The sequence below is a fragment of the Parasphingomonas zepuensis genome (assembly GCF_036663735.1).
Classification (GTDB): Bacteria; Pseudomonadota; Alphaproteobacteria; order Sphingomonadales; family Sphingomonadaceae; genus Sphingomonas.
In genome coordinates this window covers 106,861-128,475 of record NZ_JAXOJO010000008.1, presented here as the reverse complement: position 1 = coordinate 128,475, position 21,615 = coordinate 106,861, and the positions used below count along the sequence as shown (strand labels likewise).

16 protein-coding genes are annotated in these 21,615 nt (G+C 65.6%); 11 read left to right on the top strand and 5 right to left on the bottom strand.

What is annotated here, in order from left to right; translation table 11 throughout:
• Positions 1–60: 60 nt before the first annotated feature.
• Together U1769_RS23315 and U1769_RS23310 are read right to left on the bottom strand one after the other, a co-directional pair.
• Entirely contained in the window at positions 61–2,580 is a 2,520-nt protein-coding gene (locus tag U1769_RS23315; protein ID WP_332720512.1) for a penicillin-binding protein 1A, read from the bottom strand.
• Between the two features lie 42 nt (positions 2,581–2,622).
• Positions 2,623–3,798: an N-acetylmuramoyl-L-alanine amidase family protein gene (locus U1769_RS23310; protein ID WP_332720510.1), complete on the bottom strand. Its 1,176-nt coding sequence runs from the start codon at positions 3,796–3,798 to the stop codon at positions 2,623–2,625.
• 505 nt (positions 3,799–4,303) lie between these two features.
• Between U1769_RS23310 and U1769_RS23305 the strand changes: the two genes are divergently transcribed.
• The 5 genes from U1769_RS23305 (at position 4,304) to U1769_RS23285 (ending at position 11,070) form a co-directional block, all read left to right on the top strand.
• Positions 4,304–7,078: an Rne/Rng family ribonuclease gene (locus U1769_RS23305; RefSeq protein WP_332720551.1), complete on the top strand. Its 2,775-nt coding sequence runs from the start codon at positions 4,304–4,306 to the stop codon at positions 7,076–7,078.
• A gap of 123 nt (positions 7,079–7,201) precedes the next feature.
• Complete coding sequence (locus U1769_RS23300; RefSeq protein WP_332720508.1) at positions 7,202–8,554, top strand: M48 family metalloprotease; 1,353 nt, start codon at positions 7,202–7,204, stop codon at positions 8,552–8,554.
• Positions 8,551–9,297, top strand: a complete 747-nt coding sequence (locus U1769_RS23295) for a DsbA family protein (RefSeq protein ID WP_332720507.1) — start codon at positions 8,551–8,553, stop codon at positions 9,295–9,297. The genes U1769_RS23300 and U1769_RS23295 overlap by 4 nt, the downstream gene beginning before the upstream one ends.
• A 64-nt stretch (positions 9,298–9,361) precedes the next feature.
• Positions 9,362–10,297, top strand: coding sequence for an ABC transporter ATP-binding protein (locus tag U1769_RS23290; RefSeq protein WP_332720506.1), 936 nt, complete (start codon positions 9,362–9,364; stop codon positions 10,295–10,297).
• Positions 10,294–11,070 carry an ABC transporter permease gene (locus U1769_RS23285; protein WP_443030447.1) on the top strand — a complete coding sequence of 259 codons (777 nt, stop codon included), beginning with the start codon at positions 10,294–10,296 and terminating at the stop codon, positions 11,068–11,070. The genes U1769_RS23290 and U1769_RS23285 overlap by 4 nt, the downstream gene beginning before the upstream one ends.
• Positions 11,071–11,101: 31 nt before the next feature.
• On the opposite strand, the gene U1769_RS23280 is transcribed toward U1769_RS23285, so the two are convergent.
• Positions 11,102–12,967: a CocE/NonD family hydrolase gene (locus U1769_RS23280; protein WP_332720504.1), complete on the bottom strand. Its 1,866-nt coding sequence runs from the start codon at positions 12,965–12,967 to the stop codon at positions 11,102–11,104.
• Between the two features lie 504 nt (positions 12,968–13,471).
• Between U1769_RS23280 and U1769_RS25665 the strand changes: the two genes are divergently transcribed.
• Entirely contained in the window at positions 13,472–13,882 is a 411-nt protein-coding gene (locus U1769_RS25665) for a glycine zipper 2TM domain-containing protein (RefSeq protein WP_443030449.1), read from the top strand.
• Positions 13,883–14,038: 156 nt separating this feature from the next.
• Here the strand turns inward: U1769_RS25665 and U1769_RS23270 are convergent, their stop codons facing one another.
• Entirely contained in the window at positions 14,039–14,275 is a 237-nt protein-coding gene (locus U1769_RS23270) for a hypothetical protein (RefSeq protein ID WP_332720500.1), read from the bottom strand.
• 161 nt (positions 14,276–14,436) lie between these two features.
• On the opposite strand from U1769_RS23270, the gene U1769_RS23265 reads away from it, so the two are divergent.
• The 5 genes from U1769_RS23265 to U1769_RS23245 all read left to right on the top strand — a co-directional run bounded on the left by U1769_RS23265 (position 14,437) and on the right by U1769_RS23245 (position 19,774).
• Entirely contained in the window at positions 14,437–15,180 is a 744-nt protein-coding gene (locus tag U1769_RS23265; protein ID WP_332720499.1) for a response regulator transcription factor, read from the top strand.
• The gene (locus U1769_RS23260; protein ID WP_332720497.1) at positions 15,177–16,496 is read left to right on the top strand and encodes an ATP-binding protein; all 1,320 of its coding nucleotides are present in this window, start codon (positions 15,177–15,179) and stop codon (positions 16,494–16,496) included. The genes U1769_RS23265 and U1769_RS23260 overlap by 4 nt, the downstream gene beginning before the upstream one ends.
• Before the next feature lie 97 nt (positions 16,497–16,593).
• Complete coding sequence (locus tag U1769_RS23255) at positions 16,594–17,289, top strand: carbonic anhydrase (RefSeq protein ID WP_332720495.1); 696 nt, start codon at positions 16,594–16,596, stop codon at positions 17,287–17,289.
• Positions 17,286–18,800: a SulP family inorganic anion transporter gene (locus U1769_RS23250; protein ID WP_332720494.1), complete on the top strand. Its 1,515-nt coding sequence runs from the start codon at positions 17,286–17,288 to the stop codon at positions 18,798–18,800. The genes U1769_RS23255 and U1769_RS23250 overlap by 4 nt, the downstream gene beginning before the upstream one ends.
• Positions 18,801–18,958: 158 nt before the next feature.
• Complete coding sequence (locus tag U1769_RS23245) at positions 18,959–19,774, top strand: TorF family putative porin (RefSeq protein ID WP_332720493.1); 816 nt, start codon at positions 18,959–18,961, stop codon at positions 19,772–19,774.
• Positions 19,775–19,820: 46 nt separating this feature from the next.
• Here U1769_RS23245 and U1769_RS23240 read toward each other — a convergent pair whose 3' ends face one another.
• The gene (locus U1769_RS23240) at positions 19,821–21,527 is read right to left on the bottom strand and encodes a hypothetical protein (RefSeq protein ID WP_332720492.1); all 1,707 of its coding nucleotides are present in this window, start codon (positions 21,525–21,527) and stop codon (positions 19,821–19,823) included.
• Positions 21,528–21,615 lie beyond the last annotated feature (88 nt).

Here is a 21,615-nt window from a genome sequence, read left to right as displayed (position 1 = left end):
TGGAAACTCCGGAAATAATTCGTGTCACGCCGGCGGGCCGGCTCGCAGATATAGGGCGGGCTAGTAGATTCCGCCCTCTCTTTGCAAGAAATCGCTATCCTTGGGGGCTTCGCGACGCTCGACCGGCCTGGCTTCCTTCGGCTTGTCGGCGGCTTCGTCCTCCTCGCCGCGGCGGGCGGCGCGGCGCGGTTCGCTCTCCGGCTTGAACGCTTCCCAGATCACCGATGCCTTGGGATCGGTCGTCGGCCACGCACCGAACACCGGCTTGCCCGAGGCGCGATCGATCCGCACCATGCGCATGCCGGAAGGCGCGCGGAACGGGATCTTCTCCAGCCCTTCATAAGCCTTGACCGCAAATTCCTTGAAGATCGGCGCGGCGACGGTGCCGCCCTGGGCATAGCCGCCAAGACTGGTCGGCGTATCATAGCCGATATAGACGCCGCCGATCATCTGGGGCGTGCCGCCGATGAACCACACGTCGGTCGGGCCGGAATTGGTGCCGGTCTTGCCGAACATCGGCCGATCGAGATCGCGCAGCACCGTCGCGGTGCCGCGCTGGATCACGCCCTCGGCGATATGCACCATCTGATAGGCGCTCATCGCATCGATCACCTGGCGGCCACGGGCAACCGGGCGCGGCATCGGCTTGCCGTTCCAGTCGGGCGCGTTGCAGCGATCGCATGCACGCCAGTTTTCCGGCCAGACGATCTTGCCGTGACGATCCTGGACGAAATCGATCAGCGTCGCCGGATGCCCCCGGCCCTGATTGGCGAGGATCGAATAGGCATTGACCATGCGCATTACCGTCGTCTCGCCCGCGCCGAGCGCAAAGGACAGATAAGGCGGGTATTTGCCGACGCCCATCCGGTCGATCAGCCCGACGACATTATCCATGCCGGTCTGGGAAGCGGCGCGCACCGTCATCAGGTTGCGCGACTGCTCGACACCCCAGCGCATGGTGTGCGGACCCGATCCGCCGCCGCCGAAATTGCGGAAGCATTTCTGGCCGAGCCTGGCGCCCTGATAGACGCAGAACGGACCGTCCACGATGATCGAGGCCGGCGTCATGCCCCCCGCCAGCGCGGCGGCATAGACGATCGGCTTGATCGTCGACCCGGGCTGACGCATCGCCTGAGTGGCGCGGTTGAAGGATTGCAGGCTTGAATCGAAGCCGCCCTGCATCGCGAGCACCCGGCCGGTGGCGGGTTCCTCGACGACGAAGCCGCCCGATATCTTGGGAACCGAGCGGAGCGCGAACACACCGCCCTCAGGCGCGACCGCCAGAATATCGCCGACCTTGAAGGCAGCGAAGGCAGTGCCGCCCTGGCCACGCACCGGCATCTGCGCGGCCGAGCGCGGCAGGGTGCCTGTCTGGCCGTTGCCGAAGCCGATCGTCGCGCTATCGGCGCCGATCGCCGTCACGATCGCGGCGCGCCAGTCGGTATAATCGAGCCGGACATTGGTGTTCAGCAGCGCCGATTGCCAGTTGCTGCCGGAGATCTCCACATGCCGCAACGGGCCGCTCCAGCCCCGTCCGCGGTCGAAGCGGAGCAGGCCATTGCGTAGCGCGGTCTGCGCATCGAGCTGGATCTTCGTATTGAGCGAGGTGCGCACCCACAGGCCGCCCGAATAGACGCTGTGCGGCCCGCTCTTATTGTCCTCGCCGAACTTGTCGATCAGCTGGCGGCGTACTTCCTCGACGAAATAGCCTGCCCCGGCCACCTCGGTCTTGGGCGTCTGGCGCGGCACGGCGCCGATCGGCTCGGCGACTGCCTGGTCATGCTGGGCCTGGTCGATGAACTCGTTCCGGAGCATCTCGCCGAGCACGTAGTTGCGCCGGTCCAGCGCGCGCTGCGTGCTGCGGAAGGGATCATAGTTGGACGGACCCTTGGGCAGGATGGCGAGATAGGCCATCTGCGCCAGATCGAGCTGGCTCAGATCCTTGTTGAAATAGGCATAGCTGGCCGCCTCCACGCCGAATGCGTTCCGGCCCAGCGCGATCTGGTTGAGGTAGAGTTCGAGAATCTGCTCCTTGGTGAGCGTGTCCTCGATCCGATAGGCGAGGATCGCTTCCTTGATCTTGCGCGTCGGCGAATAGACGTTGCCGATCAGCAGGTTCTTGGCGACCTGCTGCGTGATGGTCGAGCCGCCCTTGGCGCGCCGACCGCTGCCGATCTTGGACGCGTAATCGATCACCGCGCCGGCCAGGCCGGGATAATCCACACCGTGATGCTCGAAAAAGGTCTTGTCCTCAGCCGCCAGGAAGGCGCGGACGAGCAGCGGCGGATATTCCTGGTAGCTCAGCTCCACGCGGCGCTCGCGTGCATAGCTGTGGATCGGCACGCCATCGATACCGCGCACATTGGTCGGCAGCGGCGGCTCGTACACGCGCAGCGCATCGACCGAGGGCAGATCGCGGGCGAAGATCAGCCACATCAGGAAATAGGCGATGCCGGCCAGCACCGCGAGAATGGCGAGCCCCTTCACCCACCAGCGACCCCAGGCGCGTCGGCCGAAGCCGCCAATGCCCTCGACTTCGCGGCGCAGGCGGAAAGTCACGCTGGATTCGGTACTGGTCATACAGGGGGCAGGCTCTAGCAAGTTTCTCGGGGCTTGCCAGCCTCAGTCCTTTCGTTGTGCCGGCGCGCTGGCCTGGCCAGATGCCAGCGTGCGGGCGAAATAAATCTCGACGGCGCGGCGCACGCTCTCCGCGATGCGCCGACGACCTTCGTCCGAATCGATGAAGGCGGCATCCGTCCGGTTGGAGAGATAACCGGTCTCGAACAGGATCGAGGGCAGATCGGGCGCCTTGAGTACCACCAGCGAGGCCATGCGGTGGAAATTGGCCTTCATCGGCATCAGCGGCTGCGCCTCGCGGCCGAGCAGCCGCGCGAAACCCGCCGAGCTGTTCATCGTCTCGCGCTGAGTCAGATCGATCAGGATCGGCGAGATGTCCGTCGCGGTCGAAGCGAGGTTCACGCCGGAAATGATGTCGGCCCGGTTCTCGCGGGCGGCGAGCCGGGCCGATTCCTTGTCCGAGGCGACTTCCGACAAGGTGTAGACCGTCGCGCCCGCGGCATCACCGCTGCCGGCGCTGTCGCAATGCACCGAGATGAACAGAGCCGCCTTGAGCTTGCGCGCGATACTGTAGCGTTCCTGCAGGACCAGGAAGCTGTCATCCTCGCGGGTGAGCGCGACACGGACCCGGCCGGAGCGCAGCAGCTCATCCCGGATCGCCCGCGCGACCCGCAACGTCACATCCTTTTCGCGGCGACCGTCCATAGGGGAGACGGCGCCGGGATCGAGGCCGCCATGCCCCGGATCGATCACCACCAGCGGCCGGTCGGCATCGCCATGGACGCGCGGCAACGGCTGGCTGCCGGCCGATCCGGGGATCGGGATCGTCACCGCATAGGTGTCGACCGGGATCAGCGCGCCCATGTTGAACGGAGGCAGCAAGCGCAGCTGCCGCTCGGCCGCCGCGCGGACGAAGCCCGGCTCGTCGACGGTCCGCAGCTCGAGCGTCAGGTCGCGGCCGTCCGGGCCGAGCGATCTTGCCGCGACGATCGCCGGCCTGGTCAGATCGAACGTGATTCGTGAACCCGCATCGGCGGCCCCGTCGACACTATCGTCGGCGCTGGTTTGGGGCTCTGCGAGCAGGAAGCGGGAGGCGTCGGCCACATCCCGGCTGAAGCGGATGACGACGCGATCGTGCCGGAGATCGACGCGCTCGACCTTCGCCGTCCAGGCGGGCGCACCGCCGAACCAGCAGGCCAGGAAAGCGAGAAGGAAGGACACCGCGAAGTAATGCCGTGCCGGTGCGGCAACGGTCCAGTGAAAAGGCGCGGCTCAAGCACCGCTCCGCCGGGCAACAGGGTAAACTGTCACCATCAAGGGCCCATTAAATATAAAATTGCTGTCCGGGCGGCCGGAACGTGCCAGTTGCTGCGCGCCCGGTCCGGTGCTAGGCACGATACTGCACCGGAAAGCGCCTCCCTTGGCGCCTGCCCGGTCCAACGGCCCCACCGGTATTCGCCGGGCGCGGCTCTTCAGGTTGACGTTCGCATGATGCATTTTCCCTGCCCTTCGCACCGCCCGGTTAACGCCGGCGGGATCGCGAGCGCGCAGGGTGCCCAGGGCCAGATGCCGGGGCGTGGATCGCGAGCAGAGGCATTTTTCGAAACCACAAGCGGCACGGACAAGGGCGGCAATTCCGCCACCACGTCGCCGTATCACAATTGCGCGCGGCGGTTGCCGCCAGGCCCCGGACCGCGCGCCCGGAGAATAATACATGACCATGCGTATGCTGATCGACGCGCGGCACCGGGAAGAGACCCGGGTTGCCGTCGTCAAAGGGAACCGGATCGAGGAGTTTGATTTCGAGTCCGCTGAGCGCAAGCAGCTCAAGGGCAATATCTATCTAGCCAAGGTTACCCGGGTCGAGCCGTCGCTGCAGGCGGCGTTCATCGATTACGGCGGCAACCGGCATGGCTTCCTCGCCTTTTCGGAAATCCACCCCGATTATTATCAGATTCCCAAGGAGGATCGCGACGCTCTGCTGCGCGAAGAGGCCGAGCACGCCGCCGAGGAAGCTGCGCTCCGCGCGCAGATGGACGCCGAGGACGATCTCCACGACGATGAACATGGCGACGATCATGAGGACGGATTCGAGCCGGACGCCGAATCGGTCGAGCGGTTCGAGGATGATGGCGGGAACGATCCCGAGGTAGCCGCCGAGCAGGAGCGGGGCCAACAAAACGGAGGCCGCGGCCGCCGCAAGCGCAGCGCATCGGACGACGCCGTCGACGATCTGCGCGAGCGCCGGACGAGCCTGCGCCATCGCTACAAGATCCAGGACGTGATCCGGCGCCGCCAGGTGCTGCTGGTCCAGGTCGTGAAGGAGGAGCGCGGCAACAAGGGCGCTGCGCTGACCACCTATCTGTCGCTCGCGGGCCGCTATTGCGTGCTGATGCCCAACACGTCGCATGGCGGCGGTATCAGCCGGAAGATCTCGAACGCGGGCGATCGCAAGCGCCTGAAGTCGATCATGGCCGACATGAAGCTGCCCCCGTCGATGGGCTGCATCGTGCGCACCGCCGGGCTGCAGCGCACCAAGGTCGAGATCAAGCGCGACTTCGATTATCTCGCACGTCTGTGGGACGGCATCCGCGAGACCACGCTCTCCTCTTCAGCGCCGGCCCTGGTCTATGGCGACAGCGACCTGCTCAAGCGTGCGATCCGCGACATCTATAACCGCGACATCGACGAGGTGATCGTCGAGGGCGAGCAGGGCTATCGCCAGGCCAAGGAGTTCATGAAGCTCCTGATGCCGAGCCATGCCCGCAAGGTGAAGCATTATTCCGATCCGGTACCGCTGTTCCAGCGCAGCCATGTCGAGGAACAGCTCGCCGCGATGTATCATCCGGTCGTCCAGCTGAAGTCTGGCGGTTACCTGGTGATAAACCCGACCGAGGCGCTCGTCTCGATCGACATCAACTCGGGCCGTTCGACCCGTGAGCACAGCATCGAGCAGACCGCGACGGCGACCAACCTCGAGGCTGCCGCCGAGATCGCCCGCCAGCTGCGCCTGCGTGACATGGCCGGCCTCGTCGTCATCGACTTCATCGACATGGACAATGGGTCCAACGTCCGGAAGGTCGAGAAGGCGATGAAGGAAGCGCTGAAGAACGATCGCGCCCGCATCCAGGTCGGCCGTATCTCGAGTTTCGGCCTGATGGAGATGAGCCGCCAGCGCCTGCGCACCGGCGTGCTCGAGGCATCGACCCGCCAATGCCCGCATTGCGAGGGCACCGGCCTGGTCCGCACCGCTTCGTCGGCAGGCCTGTCGGCGCTGCGCCTGATCGAGGATGAGGCCGCCCAGGGGCGCGGCTCGCAGCTGCTGCTGCGCGCCAGCCAGGAGGCCGCTTTCTACCTGCTCAATCGCAAACGCGCCGAGCTGGCCGAGATCGAGGATCGCTACGGCGTGACGATCGAAGTCGCACCGGATGGCGAGCAGGAAGGCGCGCGCATGTCGGTCGAGGTCTCCGGACCGCCGCCCGCCCACGCGCCGCGCTTCGATGCGCCGATCGAAGAGTTCGACGAGGATCTGCCCGAGGATATCGAGGACGAGGTCGACGAGATCGAGGAAGAAGAAGAGGACGAAGTCGAGGAGCCTCGTGCAGCCCGCGAACCGCGCGAGCGCGGCGAGCGGCCGGAACGCCCCGAGCGGGCGGGTGAGGATGAGGCCGGTTCGCGCCGTCGTCGCCGTCGTCGCGGCCGCCGCGGCCGCAATCGTCCCGAGGGCGAGGAGAACCCGGTCGAGCGTGCCGAGGGCGATGAGGGCGAAGCCGAGACCGAGACCGAGACGGAGGCTGAAGCCACCGAGGTCGATGCAGAGTTCGCCGGCGAGCAGCCAGTGTCGGGCGAAGGCGGCGAAGCCCGTCGTCGTCGTGGTCGGCGGGGGCGTCGCGGCGGTCGTCGCAACGAGGGCGATCGCGCCGAGGGTGGCGATAACGCTGTCGAGGCAGGCGCTGAAGCCGGCGAGGCGGAAGCTGTTGCCGAGGCGCCCGTGGTTGAGGCACCGGTCGCCGAGGTCGAGGCGCCCAAGAAGGGCCGTCGCCGGCCAAAGGCACGCGATGCCGAGGTAGCAGCGCCGGCACCCGAGCCGGTCGTCGAGGCTGCGCCGGTCGAGCCCGATGCGCCCGCCGCCAAGCCGAAGCGCGCTCGTCGCACCAAGGCGTCGGCTGCGGCCGAAGCTGAGGCCGTGGTCGCAACGCCCGAACCCGAGCCCCAGCCGGAGCCAGTCGTGGCCGGGGCAGTGGCGGAGGAAGCTCCGGCCAAGCCCAAGCGGTCGCGCAAGAAGGCGGCTCCGGAGGGCAAGGCACGCGTGGCGAAGTCAGCGCCCGAGGCCGAAATCACGGCTCCTGCAGCAGTGACGGCGGATGCCGAACCGGGCGCTTCTCCCGACGCCGATGGCGCGGCTCCGGCCGACGCGATGGCGAGCGGTGGGGTCGATCCGGATCCCGGCGAAGCGGGTTCCGCGCGCCGCGGCTGGTGGCAGCGTACCTTCGGGCAGTAAGTACGGGGGGGGCGGAGGGACGATTCCTCCGCCCCTTCTGCTTCACCCGCCATTCAGCGCTTGCCCGGCAGGGATCGCCCCACTCCAATTGCCTGTGAGGGATTTCTCGGCGATATGTTGGCCATGAAGCGGCTCATCGCGGCGTTCGCGGTTTCCATCCTCCTCTGGGTCCAGCCCGTCGCCGCGCAATCGATTCTGCGCGACGCGGAGACTGAGGCGCTGTTCGCCGACATGTCCCGGCCGATGATCCTCGCGGCCGGCCTGTCGCCCAACACCGTCCGGGTCATCCTGATCAACGACGATTCGATCAACGCCTTCGTCGTCGGCGGCCAGAACGTCTATGTCCATTCGGGCCTGCTCAAGGCGGCGGACAATGCCAATGAGGTGCAGGGCGTGATCGCGCATGAGCTCGGTCACATCGCCGATGGCCATGTCATCCTGCAAAGCGCCGGAACCAGGCCCGCCATCGGCATAACGCTGTTGAGCATGGTGCTGGGCATCGCCGCGATGGCGGCCGGTGCCGGCGATGCCGGTGCGGGCATCATGGCCGCTGGGCAGGCGGCGGCGATGGGCAAGTTCCTCGCCTTTACCCGCGTGCAGGAAGCGACGGCGGACGCCACCGGCGCCAAGTTCCTGCGCGAAGGCGGGGTGAGCGGGCGCGGCATGTTGAGCTTCTTCAAGAAGCTGCAGAGCCAGGAATATTCCTATGGCCTCGCCAATATCGATCCCTTTGCGCAGAGCCATCCGCTGAGCGGGGCACGCATCGCCAATCTCACCGCCGACGTCATGGCGTCGCCCGCCTGGAACAAGCCGAACGATCCAGTGCTGGAGGACCGGTTCAAACGAGTGAAGGCAAAACTCGGAGGCTATGTTGCAACCTATCAGCAGACGCTGAACGATTATCCGGAAAGCGACCAATCGATTTATGCGCATTATGCCCGCGCCTATGCCTGGCATAAGGCCGGCTATCCCGACAAAGCCGATGCCGAGGCAGAAGCGCTGGTGAAGGCGCTGCCGCACGATCCCTATTTCCTGGAGATCAAGGGCCAGATCCTGCTCGAGGCGGGCAAGCCTGCCGCGGCGCTCGGCCCGCTGCGCGAAGCGACCGAGCGATCGAACAATGCGCCGCTGATCGCGACAACGTTCGGCCACGCGCTGATCGCGACCGACGACAAGGCGAACCTGCCCGAGGCGATCCGGGTGCTGCGCCAGGCGGTGGCGCGCGACGACGACAATCCCTTTGCCTGGTACCAGCTCGGCACCGCCTATTCGCGGTCGGGCGACGAGCCGCGCGCGATGCTCGCGACGGCCGAGCAGGCGAGCCTGACCGGCGACGTCCGCACCGCGGCCTATGCCGCGCGCGGCGCGATGCAGGGCATTCCGTCCAATACCAGCGACTGGATCCGTGCGCAGGACATTGCGATGACTGCGCAGAACGAGATGGACGACAACCCGAAGAAGTATAAGCGCCGATGACCGATCGCATTTCGAAACACCCGCTGGCGCTCGCGGCGCTGGCGCTGGTGGCGGCGCTGATTGGAGCGGGGGCATTCTGGCTGGTCCAGCGCGCGGCGCCGTCCTCGCTCGGCACCGCCGATCGGGCTCGCGTCGAGCGGGTGGTGCGCGATTACGTACTCGCCCATCCCGAGATCATCCCGGAGGCGATGGACCTGTTGCGCGCGCGCGAGACGGGCAAGGTTATCGATGCGAACGCCGATGCGATCCTGAAGCCGTTCCATGCGGCCTGGGCGGGCAATCCGGACGGCGACGTCACGGTCGTCGAATATTTCGACTATAATTGCGGTTATTGCCGGGCGAGCCTGCCCAATGTCGCGCAGCTGATCGCGTCCGACCCCAAGGTGAAGATCGTCTATCGCGAGCTGCCGATCCTGGCCGAAAGCAGCGCGACGGCGGCCAGGCTGAGCCTCGCGGCGGCAGAACAGGGCAAGTTCACCGCTTTTCACGATGCGCTCTACGCCGCCGGCCAGGTGACGGACGCGACGATCGCCGCCGCCGCCCGGACGGCGGGTGTCGATCTGCGCCGCGCCGCCGCCTTTACGCCACGCGCAGATGCGGAGATCGCCAGCAACCTCGCGATCATGCGCCAGCTCGGCATGACGGGTACGCCAAGCTTCGTCATCGGCAACCATGTCGTTTCCTCGGTCCTGTCGCTGGAAGAGCTGCAAAAGGCCGTGGCGGCGGCGCGCGTGAAGAACTGATCGTCGCTGCTGGTTGTTGCGGCGATCCGGCGACCCTATCTGCGCCCCAACGAAAAGGGGCTTCATGGAAACCATTCTTTCGGTCGCGGGCGTCTCCAAGATCTACGCCTCCGGCCAGCGTGCGCTCGAACCCGTCGATCTGGACATCCGCAAGGGCGAGATCTTCGCCCTGCTCGGGCCGAACGGGGCCGGCAAAACCACGCTGATCAGCATCATCTGCGGCATCGTGACGCCCAGCTCGGGTACCGTCACGGTGATGGGTCATGACGCGCTGACGGATTTTCGCGCGGCCCGGCGCCTGATCGGCCTGGTGCCGCAGGAATTGTCGGTCGACATGTTCGAGACAGTGCTGGCGACCGTGCGGTTCAGCCGCCGGCTGTTCGGCAAGCCGGGCCATGACGCCTATATCGAGCAGGTGCTGCGCGACCTGTCGCTGTGGGACAAGCGTGACGCGAAGATCCGGGAATTGTCGGGCGGCATGAAACGCCGGGTCCTCATTGCCAAGGCGCTGAGCCATGAGCCCGACATCCTGTTCCTCGACGAGCCTACCGCCGGCGTCGACGTGTCGCTCCGGCGCGACATGTGGAAGCTGATTCACCGGCTGCGCGAGAAGGGGACGACGATCATCCTGACCACCCATTATATCGACGAAGCCGAGGAAATGGCCGATCGCGTCGGCGTGATCGACAAGGGCAGGATCATCCTGGTCGAGCGCAAGGCCGAACTGATGAAGCGGCTCGGCAAGCGCCAGATGCTCATCTCGCTGCAGGAGCCGATGGCCGCTGTGCCGGCGGCGCTCGGTGAGTGGCAGGTCGAACTGGCGGACGAGGGCAACACGCTCAGCTACAGCTTCAACGCGGAGGACGAGCATATCCCGGCGCTGCTGGGCAAGCTCGGCGAACTGGGGATCGGGTACAAGGACCTGGAGACGCACAAGAGTTCGCTCGAGGACATCTTCGTCGACCTTGTCGAACACCAGCCAACGGAGATTGTCGCGTGACGACCCCCGGCATCAACACGCACGGCATCTGGGCGATCTACCGTTTCGAGATGGCCCGCGCGCTCCGCACGTTCTGGCAGAGCCTGGTCACGCCGGTGATCACCACCTCGCTCTATTTCGTGGTGTTCGGCGGTGCGATCGGATCGCGCATGCAGGAGGTCGGCGGGGTAGGCTATGGCAGCTTCATCGTTCCCGGCCTCATCATGCTGTCACTGCTGACGCAGAGCATCGCCAACGCCTCGATCGGGATCTACTTCCCGAAATTCACCGGCACGATGTTCGAACTGCTCTCGGCACCGGTCTCGGCGATGGAAATGGTGGTCGGTTTTGTTGGCGCGGCGGCAACCAAATCGATCGTGCTGGGACTGATCATCCTCGCCACGGCCGCGTTGTTCGTCCCGCTGCACATTGCCCACCCCTTCGCGATGCTCGCCTTTCTGGTTCTGACCAGCGTTGCGTTCAGCCTGTTCGGCTTCATCATCGGCATCTGGGCCAAGGGGTTCGAGCAAATCTCCTTCGTGCCAGCCTTGCTGATTACCCCGCTGACCTTTCTTGGCGGTGCCTTTTATTCGATCGACATGCTCCCCGAGCCGTGGCGGACGGTAAGCCTGTTCAACCCGGTCGTGTATCTCGTCAGCGGGTTCCGCTGGAGCTTCTTCGACAAGGGCGATGTCAGCATCGTGGCGAGCCTGGGCGTGACGGCCTTGTTCCTGGTGGCGTGCCTCGGGCTGGTGGCCTGGATCTTCAAGACCGGTTGGCGGCTCAAGAACTGAACTATTCCTCCCCGTGCCGGGGAGGATTTGATCACATCACGGGCAACGTCACCTTCGAGCCGGCACACACCTTCTGCGTCGCCTTCACGAAGTCGCCAGCCTTTGCGCGCGCGATATTGGGCACGAATTTCTGCGGGTTGCGGTCGATCATGGGGAACCAGCTCGACTGGACCTGCACCATCAGACGGTGGCCCTTGAGGAAGACATGGTCGTGCTCGCGCAGCGGCACGTCCCAGGCAACGACCTTGTTCGGGACGAGCGCCTGAGGGGCGGTGTCGCTGGCCAGGAACCGCCCGCGGCGAACATCCATCGCGATCGGCAGCTGATAGCCGTTGAGCGACCTGGCGTAATCGCCGGGCTGCGGCTGTTCTGGCGGTTTGACGTAATCGTCGGGGAACACGTCGATCAGCTTGACCACGAAATCACTGTCGGTGCCGCTGGTCGATGCCATGAGTTTCGCCGCGACGGTGCCGGTGACGGTGAGATTCTCGGTCAGGGGTGCGCTCATATAGCTGAGCACATCGGGTCTCCCGCCGAGAAAGCGCTGATCGGCCGCCTCCCACCATTGCCAGTCTGCGCTAAGATAGGTGCCCGACATCGGGCGTTGCCGGAACGGCACGGGATTGGCCGGATCCGATACATAATCGCGGCAGGCTTCGCCAGCGACGGGCGCGGTAAAGGACAGCGATCCGTCAGCGCGCAGGAACAGGTCGGTCGCCTTCGCGCCGGCGACCGGCCAGCCCTTATAGTCGTGCCAGGTCCAGCTGCCGCTCTGGAAGCTCTTCACCCCCGCTTCGGGACGTTGGCCCTTGCCGTGGAGCCAATAGGCGAAAAACGGTGCCTCGACATTCTCGAGGAACTGCTCGCCACTCGGCACGCCGTATGGGATCGGGCCGAGATTGTTGGCCGTGCCGCGGCTCCAATAGCCATGGCTCCAAGGCCCGGCGACCATGATCGCCAGATGGTCTGGGTCGTTCTGCGCCTGTTTGAAATAGATCTGCCAGGAACCCCATGGGTCTTCCTGATCCCAGTAACCGGCGACGTTGAGCGTCGGCACCACCGTCTTGCCGAGTGAATCGCTCCAGCGTTGGCTGGTGTAGAAACTGTCGTGATTGGGGTGGTCGAGCAACGCCGTGAACATCGGCACCCCACCCTTGAAGTGCAGCTTGTCGATATTCTCGACTGGCCCGGTCTTCAGGAACCAGTCGTAGGTGTCGTAGCTGTCATAGTCGAACGCCTTGTTGTCGTTCTTGTCGATCTGCAGCCCGTAAACCCAGTCGGTGGCATAGCTCAGCCTGAGCGCACCGTTGCGGTGGAGATCGTCGCTCATCCAGTAATCGATCCATGCTGCCTGTGGGCTGACCGCCTTCAGCGCCGGGTGCGGATTGATCAGCGCGATCGCGGCAGCGAAGCCGGGGTAGGAGATGCCCTTCATGCCGACCTTGCCACTGTTGTTCGGAACGTTCTTCACCAGCCAGTCGATCGAATCATAGGCGTCGGTCGCCTCATCGACTGACTTCGGGTCGCCTGGATGCACCGCGGTGGAGAGGGTGAAGACGCCGTCGGACTTGAAGCGCCCGCGCATCGATTGCGACACGTAGATATAGCCGTCCTCATCCAGCGCCGCCCAGCTCCGCGGTACCGACGCCGGTGCTGTGGTGCTGATGCCATAGGGCGTGCGCGAGAAGAGGATCGGCAACGGCCCGGTCTGGTTGCGGGGGCGCAGGATGACGGTCTGAAGCTTCGCGCCGTCGCGCATCGGCACCATTACCTCTTCGAGGATATAGGGTGACTGCACGGCGGGGTTGACGGCTGGCGCAGCCTGGGGTGCGTTTGCGACGGCGGCTGCGCCGATGAGCAGAGCGGCGAGTGCGCCGGCAGATTTCAGATATCGCACGGGCAACTCCCTGGCTGGATGCGGTGCATCTCTGCGGCCGGCAAGGTGGAAGTCAATCGCGCTTTCGGCGGGCGGCCGCCTGCGGGGGGTATGCCCGCGCGCGCACCGGATGGGCCGACCGCAAATAGTGCGGCCGAAATGGCACTTATCGACGACTGGGGGGTTTCACTCCTCAATCGTAACAAACGATTAGAGCCTCAAGAGCCTCAGGAGCATATCATGAAGATCATCACCTTGTGCAGCGCGATCGCGCTTGCCGCGATCGGCAGCGCGCCCTTGGCTGCGCAGCAGAATCGCGATTGGCGCAGCAACAACAGCAGCTCGAGTTGGGACCGCGACGCATTCTGGCGCGGCGCATCGGAAGATCCACGGCAGCGTATTTCGTTCCTGCAGCAGCGGATCGACCGCGGTGTTGCCGATCGCAGTCTCGACCGGCGCGAAGCGCGCCGCGCTCAGGCCGAGCTCAACAACATCCGCACCACCGTCAATCGCTCGCGCGGCCGGATGAGCCAGCAGCGCCGCGACGACGTCCTGCGCCGCCTGGACGACCTTAGCCGCTCGCTGCGCTGGGCACGGCAGAACGACTGGGATCGTGGCGCGGTTGCCGGGCGCGACGACGATCGCCGCTTCGCCACCGATTACGACGCCTCGCGTTATTATCGGGAGGATCCGCGCTACACCGAACGCCGCCTGTCATCGCAGGACGAGGTCTATCGCGGTTCTGACGGACGCTATTATTGCAAGCGCAATGACGGCACGACCGGCCTGATCGTCGGCGCCATCGGCGGCGGCATTCTCGGCAACGTCATCGACGGCGGCCGTAACCGGGCAGCCGGCACGCTGCTGGGCGGCGCGCTCGGCGCGCTCGCTGGCAAGTCGATCGATCAGAACAACAGCGACGTTCGCTGCCGCTGATTGGCGTCGCGCGTCTGATACGCCGATAAAAGAAGGCCCCGCCGGAGTTTCCGGCGGGGCCTTTTGATGCGTTCGGCCTACAAATGTCGATGGGTTTCACGGCGGAACGTGGGGGGCTACGCCCGCCGGGAACCAATCTTCATGAGGCCGAGCGAATCAATTGCGCTCGATCGTCGCCTTCTCGACGGGCGTTGACCGAACCGCTTCGGTGCGGGCCAGATCGGCCGAGCGTGCATCGCATTTCACGATCGGGGTGGTCACGCCCTTGCCGTGCGGCATCTGCTGATGCGTCAGGATGCAGCGTGCGGAATCGCTCGAGCGATCCGTCGGTGCTGCGGCGAGAGCGGGAGAGGCGCCGAGCAGTGCCGCGGCGATAGTGATGCGGACGAGCATGTTCTGTTCCTCGTTAATGGAGTACGAGGTTGCCAGATAGGGCGCGGTCTTTGCTGACTCTGAGCCAGTCCGTGACAAAGTGTTGCTAAGCGCGCTATGGCGTTGTCAAGCGATTGACCGGCTTGTGTCGGCCACTTACCTCGCACCGCAACATGACAGCCATGCCCACCATTCCCAATTCCAGTTCAGGTCTCAGCCCGGCACCGACGATTCTTCTGGTCGAAGATGATCCAGCACTTCGCACGCTTTCGACCCGCGCGCTGCAGGAGCATGGCTATGTCGTCCGCCCTGCCTCGGCCGCGCCGGAGATGTGGCAGGCACTGAAGTCCGGCCCGGTCGATCTCATCCTGCTCGACATCATGCTCCCCGGCACCAGCGGGATCGAGCTGTGCCGTCAGCTGCGCAAGACCAGCGACGTGCCGATCATCTTCGTCAGCGCGAAGGGCAGCGAGACTGACCGCGTGATCGGTCTCGAGCTGGGCGCCGACGATTATCTCGCCAAGCCGTTCGGCACGCGCGAGCTGACGGCGCGAGTGCGGGCCGTGCTTCGGCGCGGTGCCCTCGACCGCAGCAGCGGCGAACGCGAGCAGGGCGTGCTCAGCTTCGACGGCTGGACCGTCAACCTGCCGCGCCGCGAGCTGCTGTCGCCGGCCGGCGCGGTGGTTGAGCTCACCGGTGCGGAATTCGACCTGCTGATCAGCCTGCTCGACAATGCCGGTCGCGTCATCGCGCGCGAACGGCTGATCGAATTGTCGCGGACCCGCATGGCGGACAGCTCGGATCGCAGTGTCGATGTGCTGGTCAGCCGGTTGCGCCGCAAACTGACCACCGGCGACAAGGCCGCACCGATCGTGACGGTGCGCGGTATCGGCTATATGTTGAACACGGGCGTCAGCCGAAGTTGAGGCAATTGGTCCGCCCCTCGATCGGCCTGCTTGGGCAGATCGTGGCGATCCTGCTGCTGGTGGTCCTCGTCGAATTTACCGCCAGTACCATCCTCTACGAGCGCGCCAGCCAGTTCTCGGCGAGCGACGACCGCGCCCGGCGCCTGGCCGAGCATCTCGTCATTGCGCGCCGCCTGGTCGCAGAATTGCCCGCTGAGCAGCGACCCGCGATGGCGGCTGAGCTCTCGACCGACCACTACATGATCGCCTGGGAAGGCAGCCGTCCGCCGCCCCCACCATTGGCCCCGGCGCTCGACCAGATGCGCGAACAGGTGGTGTCGTGGGAGCCCTCGCTCGCGCCGACCGACCTGCGATTCCGCCTGGTACCTTTCGGCAATCGCTCCGTGGTGGTGGGGGGCGTAACCCTGCCCGACGGCACCTGGCTGCATTTCCAGACGCTCAAGCCGGTCGGGAATTTCGATTTCGTCGGCAACCGCATCCTGGTGGCCTCGCTGCTCGCCCTCGCTGTGCTGTTGCTGGGCGGCCTGCTGATCCGCCGCACCCTGCAGCCCATGCGCCTGCTCGCCGACGCGGCTGACCGTTATGGCGGACCTGAGCAGGTCCAGGTCAAGGAGGCCGGGCCCGGCGAGGTACGGCGCGTGATCGGCGCGTTCAACCGGATGCAGGCGCGTATCCACCGGCTGATCGTCGATCGGACGCAGGCGCTTGCCGCGGTGGGCCACGATCTGCGCACGCCGCTCGCGCGGTTACGGTTGCGCGCTGACCGGGTCGGCGAAGCGGACTTGCGTGAGACGATCCATGGCGACGTTGCCGAGATGGAGGCGATGGTCGACTCGTTGCTGGCGTTCCTCGGCGGAGAGGGGGATGCCGAAACACCCGTCCTGGCTGATCTCGCCGTGCTGTGCGCGACCATTGCCGACAATGCGTCCGATACGGGCCATGACGTGCGGTATGCGGGCCCGGCCCACCTTGAGACCTTCATCCGGACATCGGCGATGCGCCGGGCAATCGGCAACCTCGTCGAGAATGGCCTGCATTACGGCGATGCCGTGGTCATCACCCTGGCGCAGCGGGCCGGCCGGATCACCATCCGGATCGAGGATGATGGCCCCGGCATTCCCCATGAATCGCTCGAATCGGTGCTCGAACCGTTCGTCCGGCTGGATAGCGCGCGCAGCCGCGACACCGTTGGCTTCGGCCTGGGGCTGCCGATCGTCGTGAAGGCGATCGAGAATGAGGGTGGCTCGATCACCTTGTCCAACCGTCGCGAAGGTGGTCTGCGCGCCGAACTCGTCCTGTTCGCGCGGGAGACATAATTCCTTACAAGGATGCGGCGTCGCAGCAAAACTGGATTCCTAGATACCCTGCCTAAGCCGCCCCACCTGTCGGGGCGGGCAGCAGGAGTTCGGACCAGTGAACGATCTTATCGGCCGCGTGCTCAGCTTCGAGAAGCAGATTTTCCCTAATCAGAGCGCGCTTTATACAAAGCTTGCCACCGATGGGCAGAGCCCCAAGGCCCTCATGATTTCCTGCGCGGATTCGCGCGTGGTGCCTGAACAGATCATGCAGGCTGCCCCAGGCGACCTGTTCGTGTGTCGCAACGCGGGCAATGTCGTCCCGCCCTTTTCCAACGCCAATGGCGGCGTTTCCTCGACCGTCGAATATGCCGTGGTCGCGCTGGGCGTCCGCGACATCATCGTGTGCGGCCATTCCGGTTGCGGCGCGATGAAAGCGCTGATGAACCCCTCCAGCCTGGAGCGCATGCCCAATGTCGCGGCCTGGCTGCGCCACAGCCATGCCGCTGCGAGCGTCGTGAACGAATGCTATCCGGAAATGGACGAGGCGGAGCGCGTCCACACCGCCGCGCTGGAGAATGTCGTCGCCCAGATCGCGCATCTGCGGACTCATCCGTCGGTCGCCTCTGCGATCGCTCGGGGTGAGCTTGCGCTGCACGGCTGGTTCTTCGACATCCACCAGGGCACGATCCTGGCGCTTGACGGTCTGTCCGGCCGCTTCATGCCGATCAGCGACGATCGTCCGCTGCCGATCGCGTTGCCCGCGGCGCAGCGCCTCGCTTCCGGCTCCGCCTGGCTCGAGGCGGCCGAATGAGGATCGCGGGTTTCGAACTGCCGTCGTTCAGCGTGTTTTCGCGCGACTTTACTGCCTCGATCGTCGTCTTCCTGGTCGCGATGCCCCTGTGCATGGGCATCGCGATCGCGTCGGGTGTGCCGCCCGAGCGCGGGCTGATCACGGGGATCATCGGCGGTCTGGTGGTCGGCGCAATCGCCGGATCGCCGCTGCAGGTCAGCGGCCCGGCCGCCGGCCTCGCCGTGATCGTATTCGAGCTGGTCCGCGACAAGGGCCTGTCGGCGCTTGGGCCGATCCTGATTCTCGCCGGGCTCATCCAGGTGATCGCCGGTATCATGCGGCTGGGCGGATGGTTCCGCGCCATCTCTCCCGCCGTGGTCCACGGCATGCTCGCCGGCATCGGCGTGCTGATCGTGGTCGGGCAATTCCATGTCCTGTTCGACGCGCAGCCGCTGTCCAGCGGCCTTGCCAATATCGCGGCGATGCCGGGCCGTTTGCTGGGGCTGTCGTTCGACGTCTCCACGGTCGAGCGCGCCTTTGCCATCGGCCTGCTCACCATCGGCACGATGCTTGGATGGGAAAAATTCCGTCCGGCCGCGCTCAAGCAGGTGCCCGGCGCGCTGATTGGCGTGGTCGCCGGTACGCTGACCGCTTTCCTGCTGGGCCTGGATGTGACCCGGGTCGATGTGCCCCAGTCGATCGGCTCGGCGATCTCGCTGCCTGGCGCCGATCTGCTCTCCCGCTGGATGGATCCGTCAGTTGTCGTCGCGGCGCTTGCCATTGCCTTCATCGCCAGCGCCGAGACCCTGTTGTCCGCCGCCGCAGTCGACAAGATGCATGACGGCGTGCGCACTGACTATAACAAGGAGCTTCGCGCCCAGGGCGTCGGCAATCTGTTGTGCGGCGTCGCTGGCGCCTTGCCGATGACCGGCGTGATCGTGCGCAGCTCCGCCAACGTGCAGGCGGGCGCGACGACACGGCTGTCGACCATGCTGCATGGTGCCTGGATTCTCGGTTTCGTGGCGCTGCTGCCGTGGCTGCTGCGCGAGATCCCAATGGCGGCGCTGGGTGCGGTGCTGGTGGTGACGGGCTGGCGCCTGGTGAGCGTTGCGCATGTCCGGCATCTGTTCGGCAGCTATGGCGTGTTGCCGGCCGCGATCTGGGCGATCACCCTGATCCTGGTGGTGGTGGAGGATCTGCTGACCGGTGTGCTGGTCGGTATCGCCCTGTCGCTGCTCGAACTGCTCCCCCATGCCCGGCGCCTGCGCCTGAAGGTTGCGGCGCATGATGATGAGGAAGGTCGCGCGATCCAGTTGTCGGGCAGCGCGACATTCGTGACCCTGCCCAAGCTCTCGGATGCGCTCGAAGGCGCCTCGACGGGCGAGAAGGTGCGCCTCGATCTGTCGCGCCTGGCGACGATCGATCACACCTGTGCCGAGTTACTGAAGGACTGGCTGGCGCGTCGTCGCGCGGCGGGACAGGCCGTCACCGTCATCGGCGGGTCCCCCAAGACCGCGGCCTTCGCGACCTAAGCAACAATTCGTTACGAAGCAGCAATCACGGCGAATCCGTGACTCGCTAGATGATTCCTGACCGGGCCGACCGTTTCCCGCCACCGATTCCCCGCGGTGGCGAGAGCAAATGGCGGACCCGGCGCAGGCGGGACCCTAACAATCAAAAGGGGTGTCCCATGAAAACTCTCTACCTCCTGAGCGCTGCCATGCTGTCCGTGGCTGCAATGCCCGCGGCTGCACAGGATACAGCGCCGCCGCCGCCGATCACGGTTAGCGGGAGCGTCGGCCTCGTCACCGATTACCGGTTCCGCGGCGTATCGCAGAGCGACAAGGAAATGGCCGTGCAGGGCGGCATCACCGTCGCGCATGAGAGCGGCTTCTATGCCGGCGTATGGGGCTCGAACCTGGCTGGCTGGGGCACGTTCGGCGGCTCCAATATGGAGCTCGACCTGATCGGCGGATTCAAGATGCCGCTCGCTGGCGGCACGCTCGACGTCGGCCTCACCTGGTACATGTATCCCGGCGGCGCCGATAACACCGATTTCGCTGAGCCTTATGTGAAACTGAGCGGCACGGCCGGCCCGGTCAACCTGCTCGCGGGTGTGGCGTTTGCGCCGAAGCAGGAAGCACTCGGCAATTTCTCGAACACGCCGCAGAGCAACGGGCAGAGCAAGCATAACCTGTACCTCTGGGGTGACGCGAGCGCCGGCATCCCGGGCACGCCGGTTACCGCCAAGGCGCATATCGGCTATTCCGACGGCAATCCCGGCCTGGGGCCGAATGGGACGAGCGTGGCGCCGACCGGCGAATATTTCGACTGGATGCTTGGCCTCGATTATGTGCTCGGCCCGGTCACGCTCGGCGCGGCCTATGTCGATACCGACATCACCAAGGCCGAGGCAGCGTATCTGCAGCCCAATTTCTCGAGCACCAAGGACGGATCGTCGATCGCTTCCGGCAAGGTCGTGTTCTCCGTGACCGCAGCCTTCTGACGATTGGGCGCCGCCATGAGCCGGGGGGCTCATGGCGGCGCCGACCCTATCGGGCGGGGGCGCGCAGCGCGCCCGTCAGCGGTGCGACCGGCGCGGTGCCGCCGCCGGCATAGCTCGCCTTCTGGCTGAGCAGCCAGGAGAAGTCGGCGGTCAGCTGGCCCGATTGGTTGCCGGTGCCGCTCGAAGGATCATAGCTGGTCCAGATCCCGGCCGAAGAATGGCAGCCGGTGCAGCTTTCGGTGATGAAGGTCTGGGTGTTGACGCCCGGCGTCACTGGGTTGCCGAGATTGTTGAGCGTCGAATTCCACACCGGCGGCTCGACCGCCCCGGTCGGGCAGGTGAAGCTGTTCGGCGTTTCCTCGCCCTTGCAGGCCGGCTGATTGCCCTTCTGGAAATAGGTTTCCATGGTGATGTTGGTGAGGAAGGCCGGCGTCGGGCGACCGCCCGGCTTGTTGGTGATGGCGTCGGGCAGGCCGCCATCCCAAGGCGAGGGCGCCGCGCCGGGATCGGTCGGCCACTGTGTGTCGATCAGCTGATAATATTGCCAGACGCTGCCCAGCTTCGCGAGAACCGCTTGTGCTTCAGCGTTCAGCCGTTGCTTGTCCGCCGGGATCGGGATCGCGCGCCAGGCCTGGGTCGGGATGCGCGGATAGACGCCGCTGACCTTCTCCGGCAGTTGATTGACCGCGCAGATCGGGCAGTTGGTATCCGTGAAGGACGGCCGGAGTTTCGGATGTGCCACGGCATCTGCCTCCAGATTGTCGACCTGTTCGAAGGTCGACCAGATCCATTGCGGCGACGTCGAGCTCTTGTGGCCGATATGCATGCCGACCATGCCGACCGTCACCTTGCGCTCGACCTGTGCGCCGTCGGGCCCCTGATCGATCACGACCGCCGGCATGGTGTAGAAGCGGCTGAAATCGTCCTTGCCCTCCTTCAGGATGCGCCAGGCGAATTTCAGCTCGGTCGAACCGCTCCAGTCCTTGTCGGGCGTGCCGAACGGCATCGCCACCTTGCCGCCCGCTGAGTTGAAGGCGACCTGGCCGTTGATGTTGTAGAGCTTGTTCGCGCAGAGATACGCGACCTCGGTCGGGTCGATCAGAATCTCGTAATAGACGAACTCCCCGTTCTGATCGATCAGCGGCCCCGAAAACGCCTGATCGATCTCGCCGAGATTGGCGGCATTGAGCTCGCCCACGGCCGAGATGACGCCAAGGAAGCGCGTCTGGCGCGAATCCGCGTTCGCCGTCGCCTGGGCGGAGAAGGCCTTCAACCCGCGGCTGACCGGTTTGCCGAGGTCCCGGTGCAGCACGAGATTGCGGGCGCCGGCCTTGGCCTGGCAGGCTGCCGGTGTCGCCCCATCGGCCTGGAAGATCGCGCTAGAGGCGGGCCACAGCGTCCAGTGCGGCGCGCCGAACGCGGTATCGGTCAGCTTCGGCGCGGCCTTGCCCTCATTGTCGGTCGGCCAGTTCAGCGCGAGGAACAACTGCCACGAATAGAGATCGAATTCGCGCTGCACCTCCGCAAACTTTTGTTCCTTTTCGAGCCGCGACTTGAGCGACACATCGACGTCGCCGGGGAATTGCGCGGTGATGTCGGGCGCGAAATTCGGGAAGGCGGCGAGATAGGAAGGGCCGGCCGGCTTCACCGGCTTCGCCGTGCAGGCAGCCAGCAAGCCGATCGCCGAAATCGCCGCGACCATCGCCGCAGCCCCGCGCCGGCCGATCCGGCGCCGCTTGATCGAGAATGTCATTATCGTCCCCTATGTCGAATTCACTGAATTCGGCGACGATGACGCTGTCGCCGGCGTTCGCCTCCCGCCAGCGGCGGGGCGCGACGGG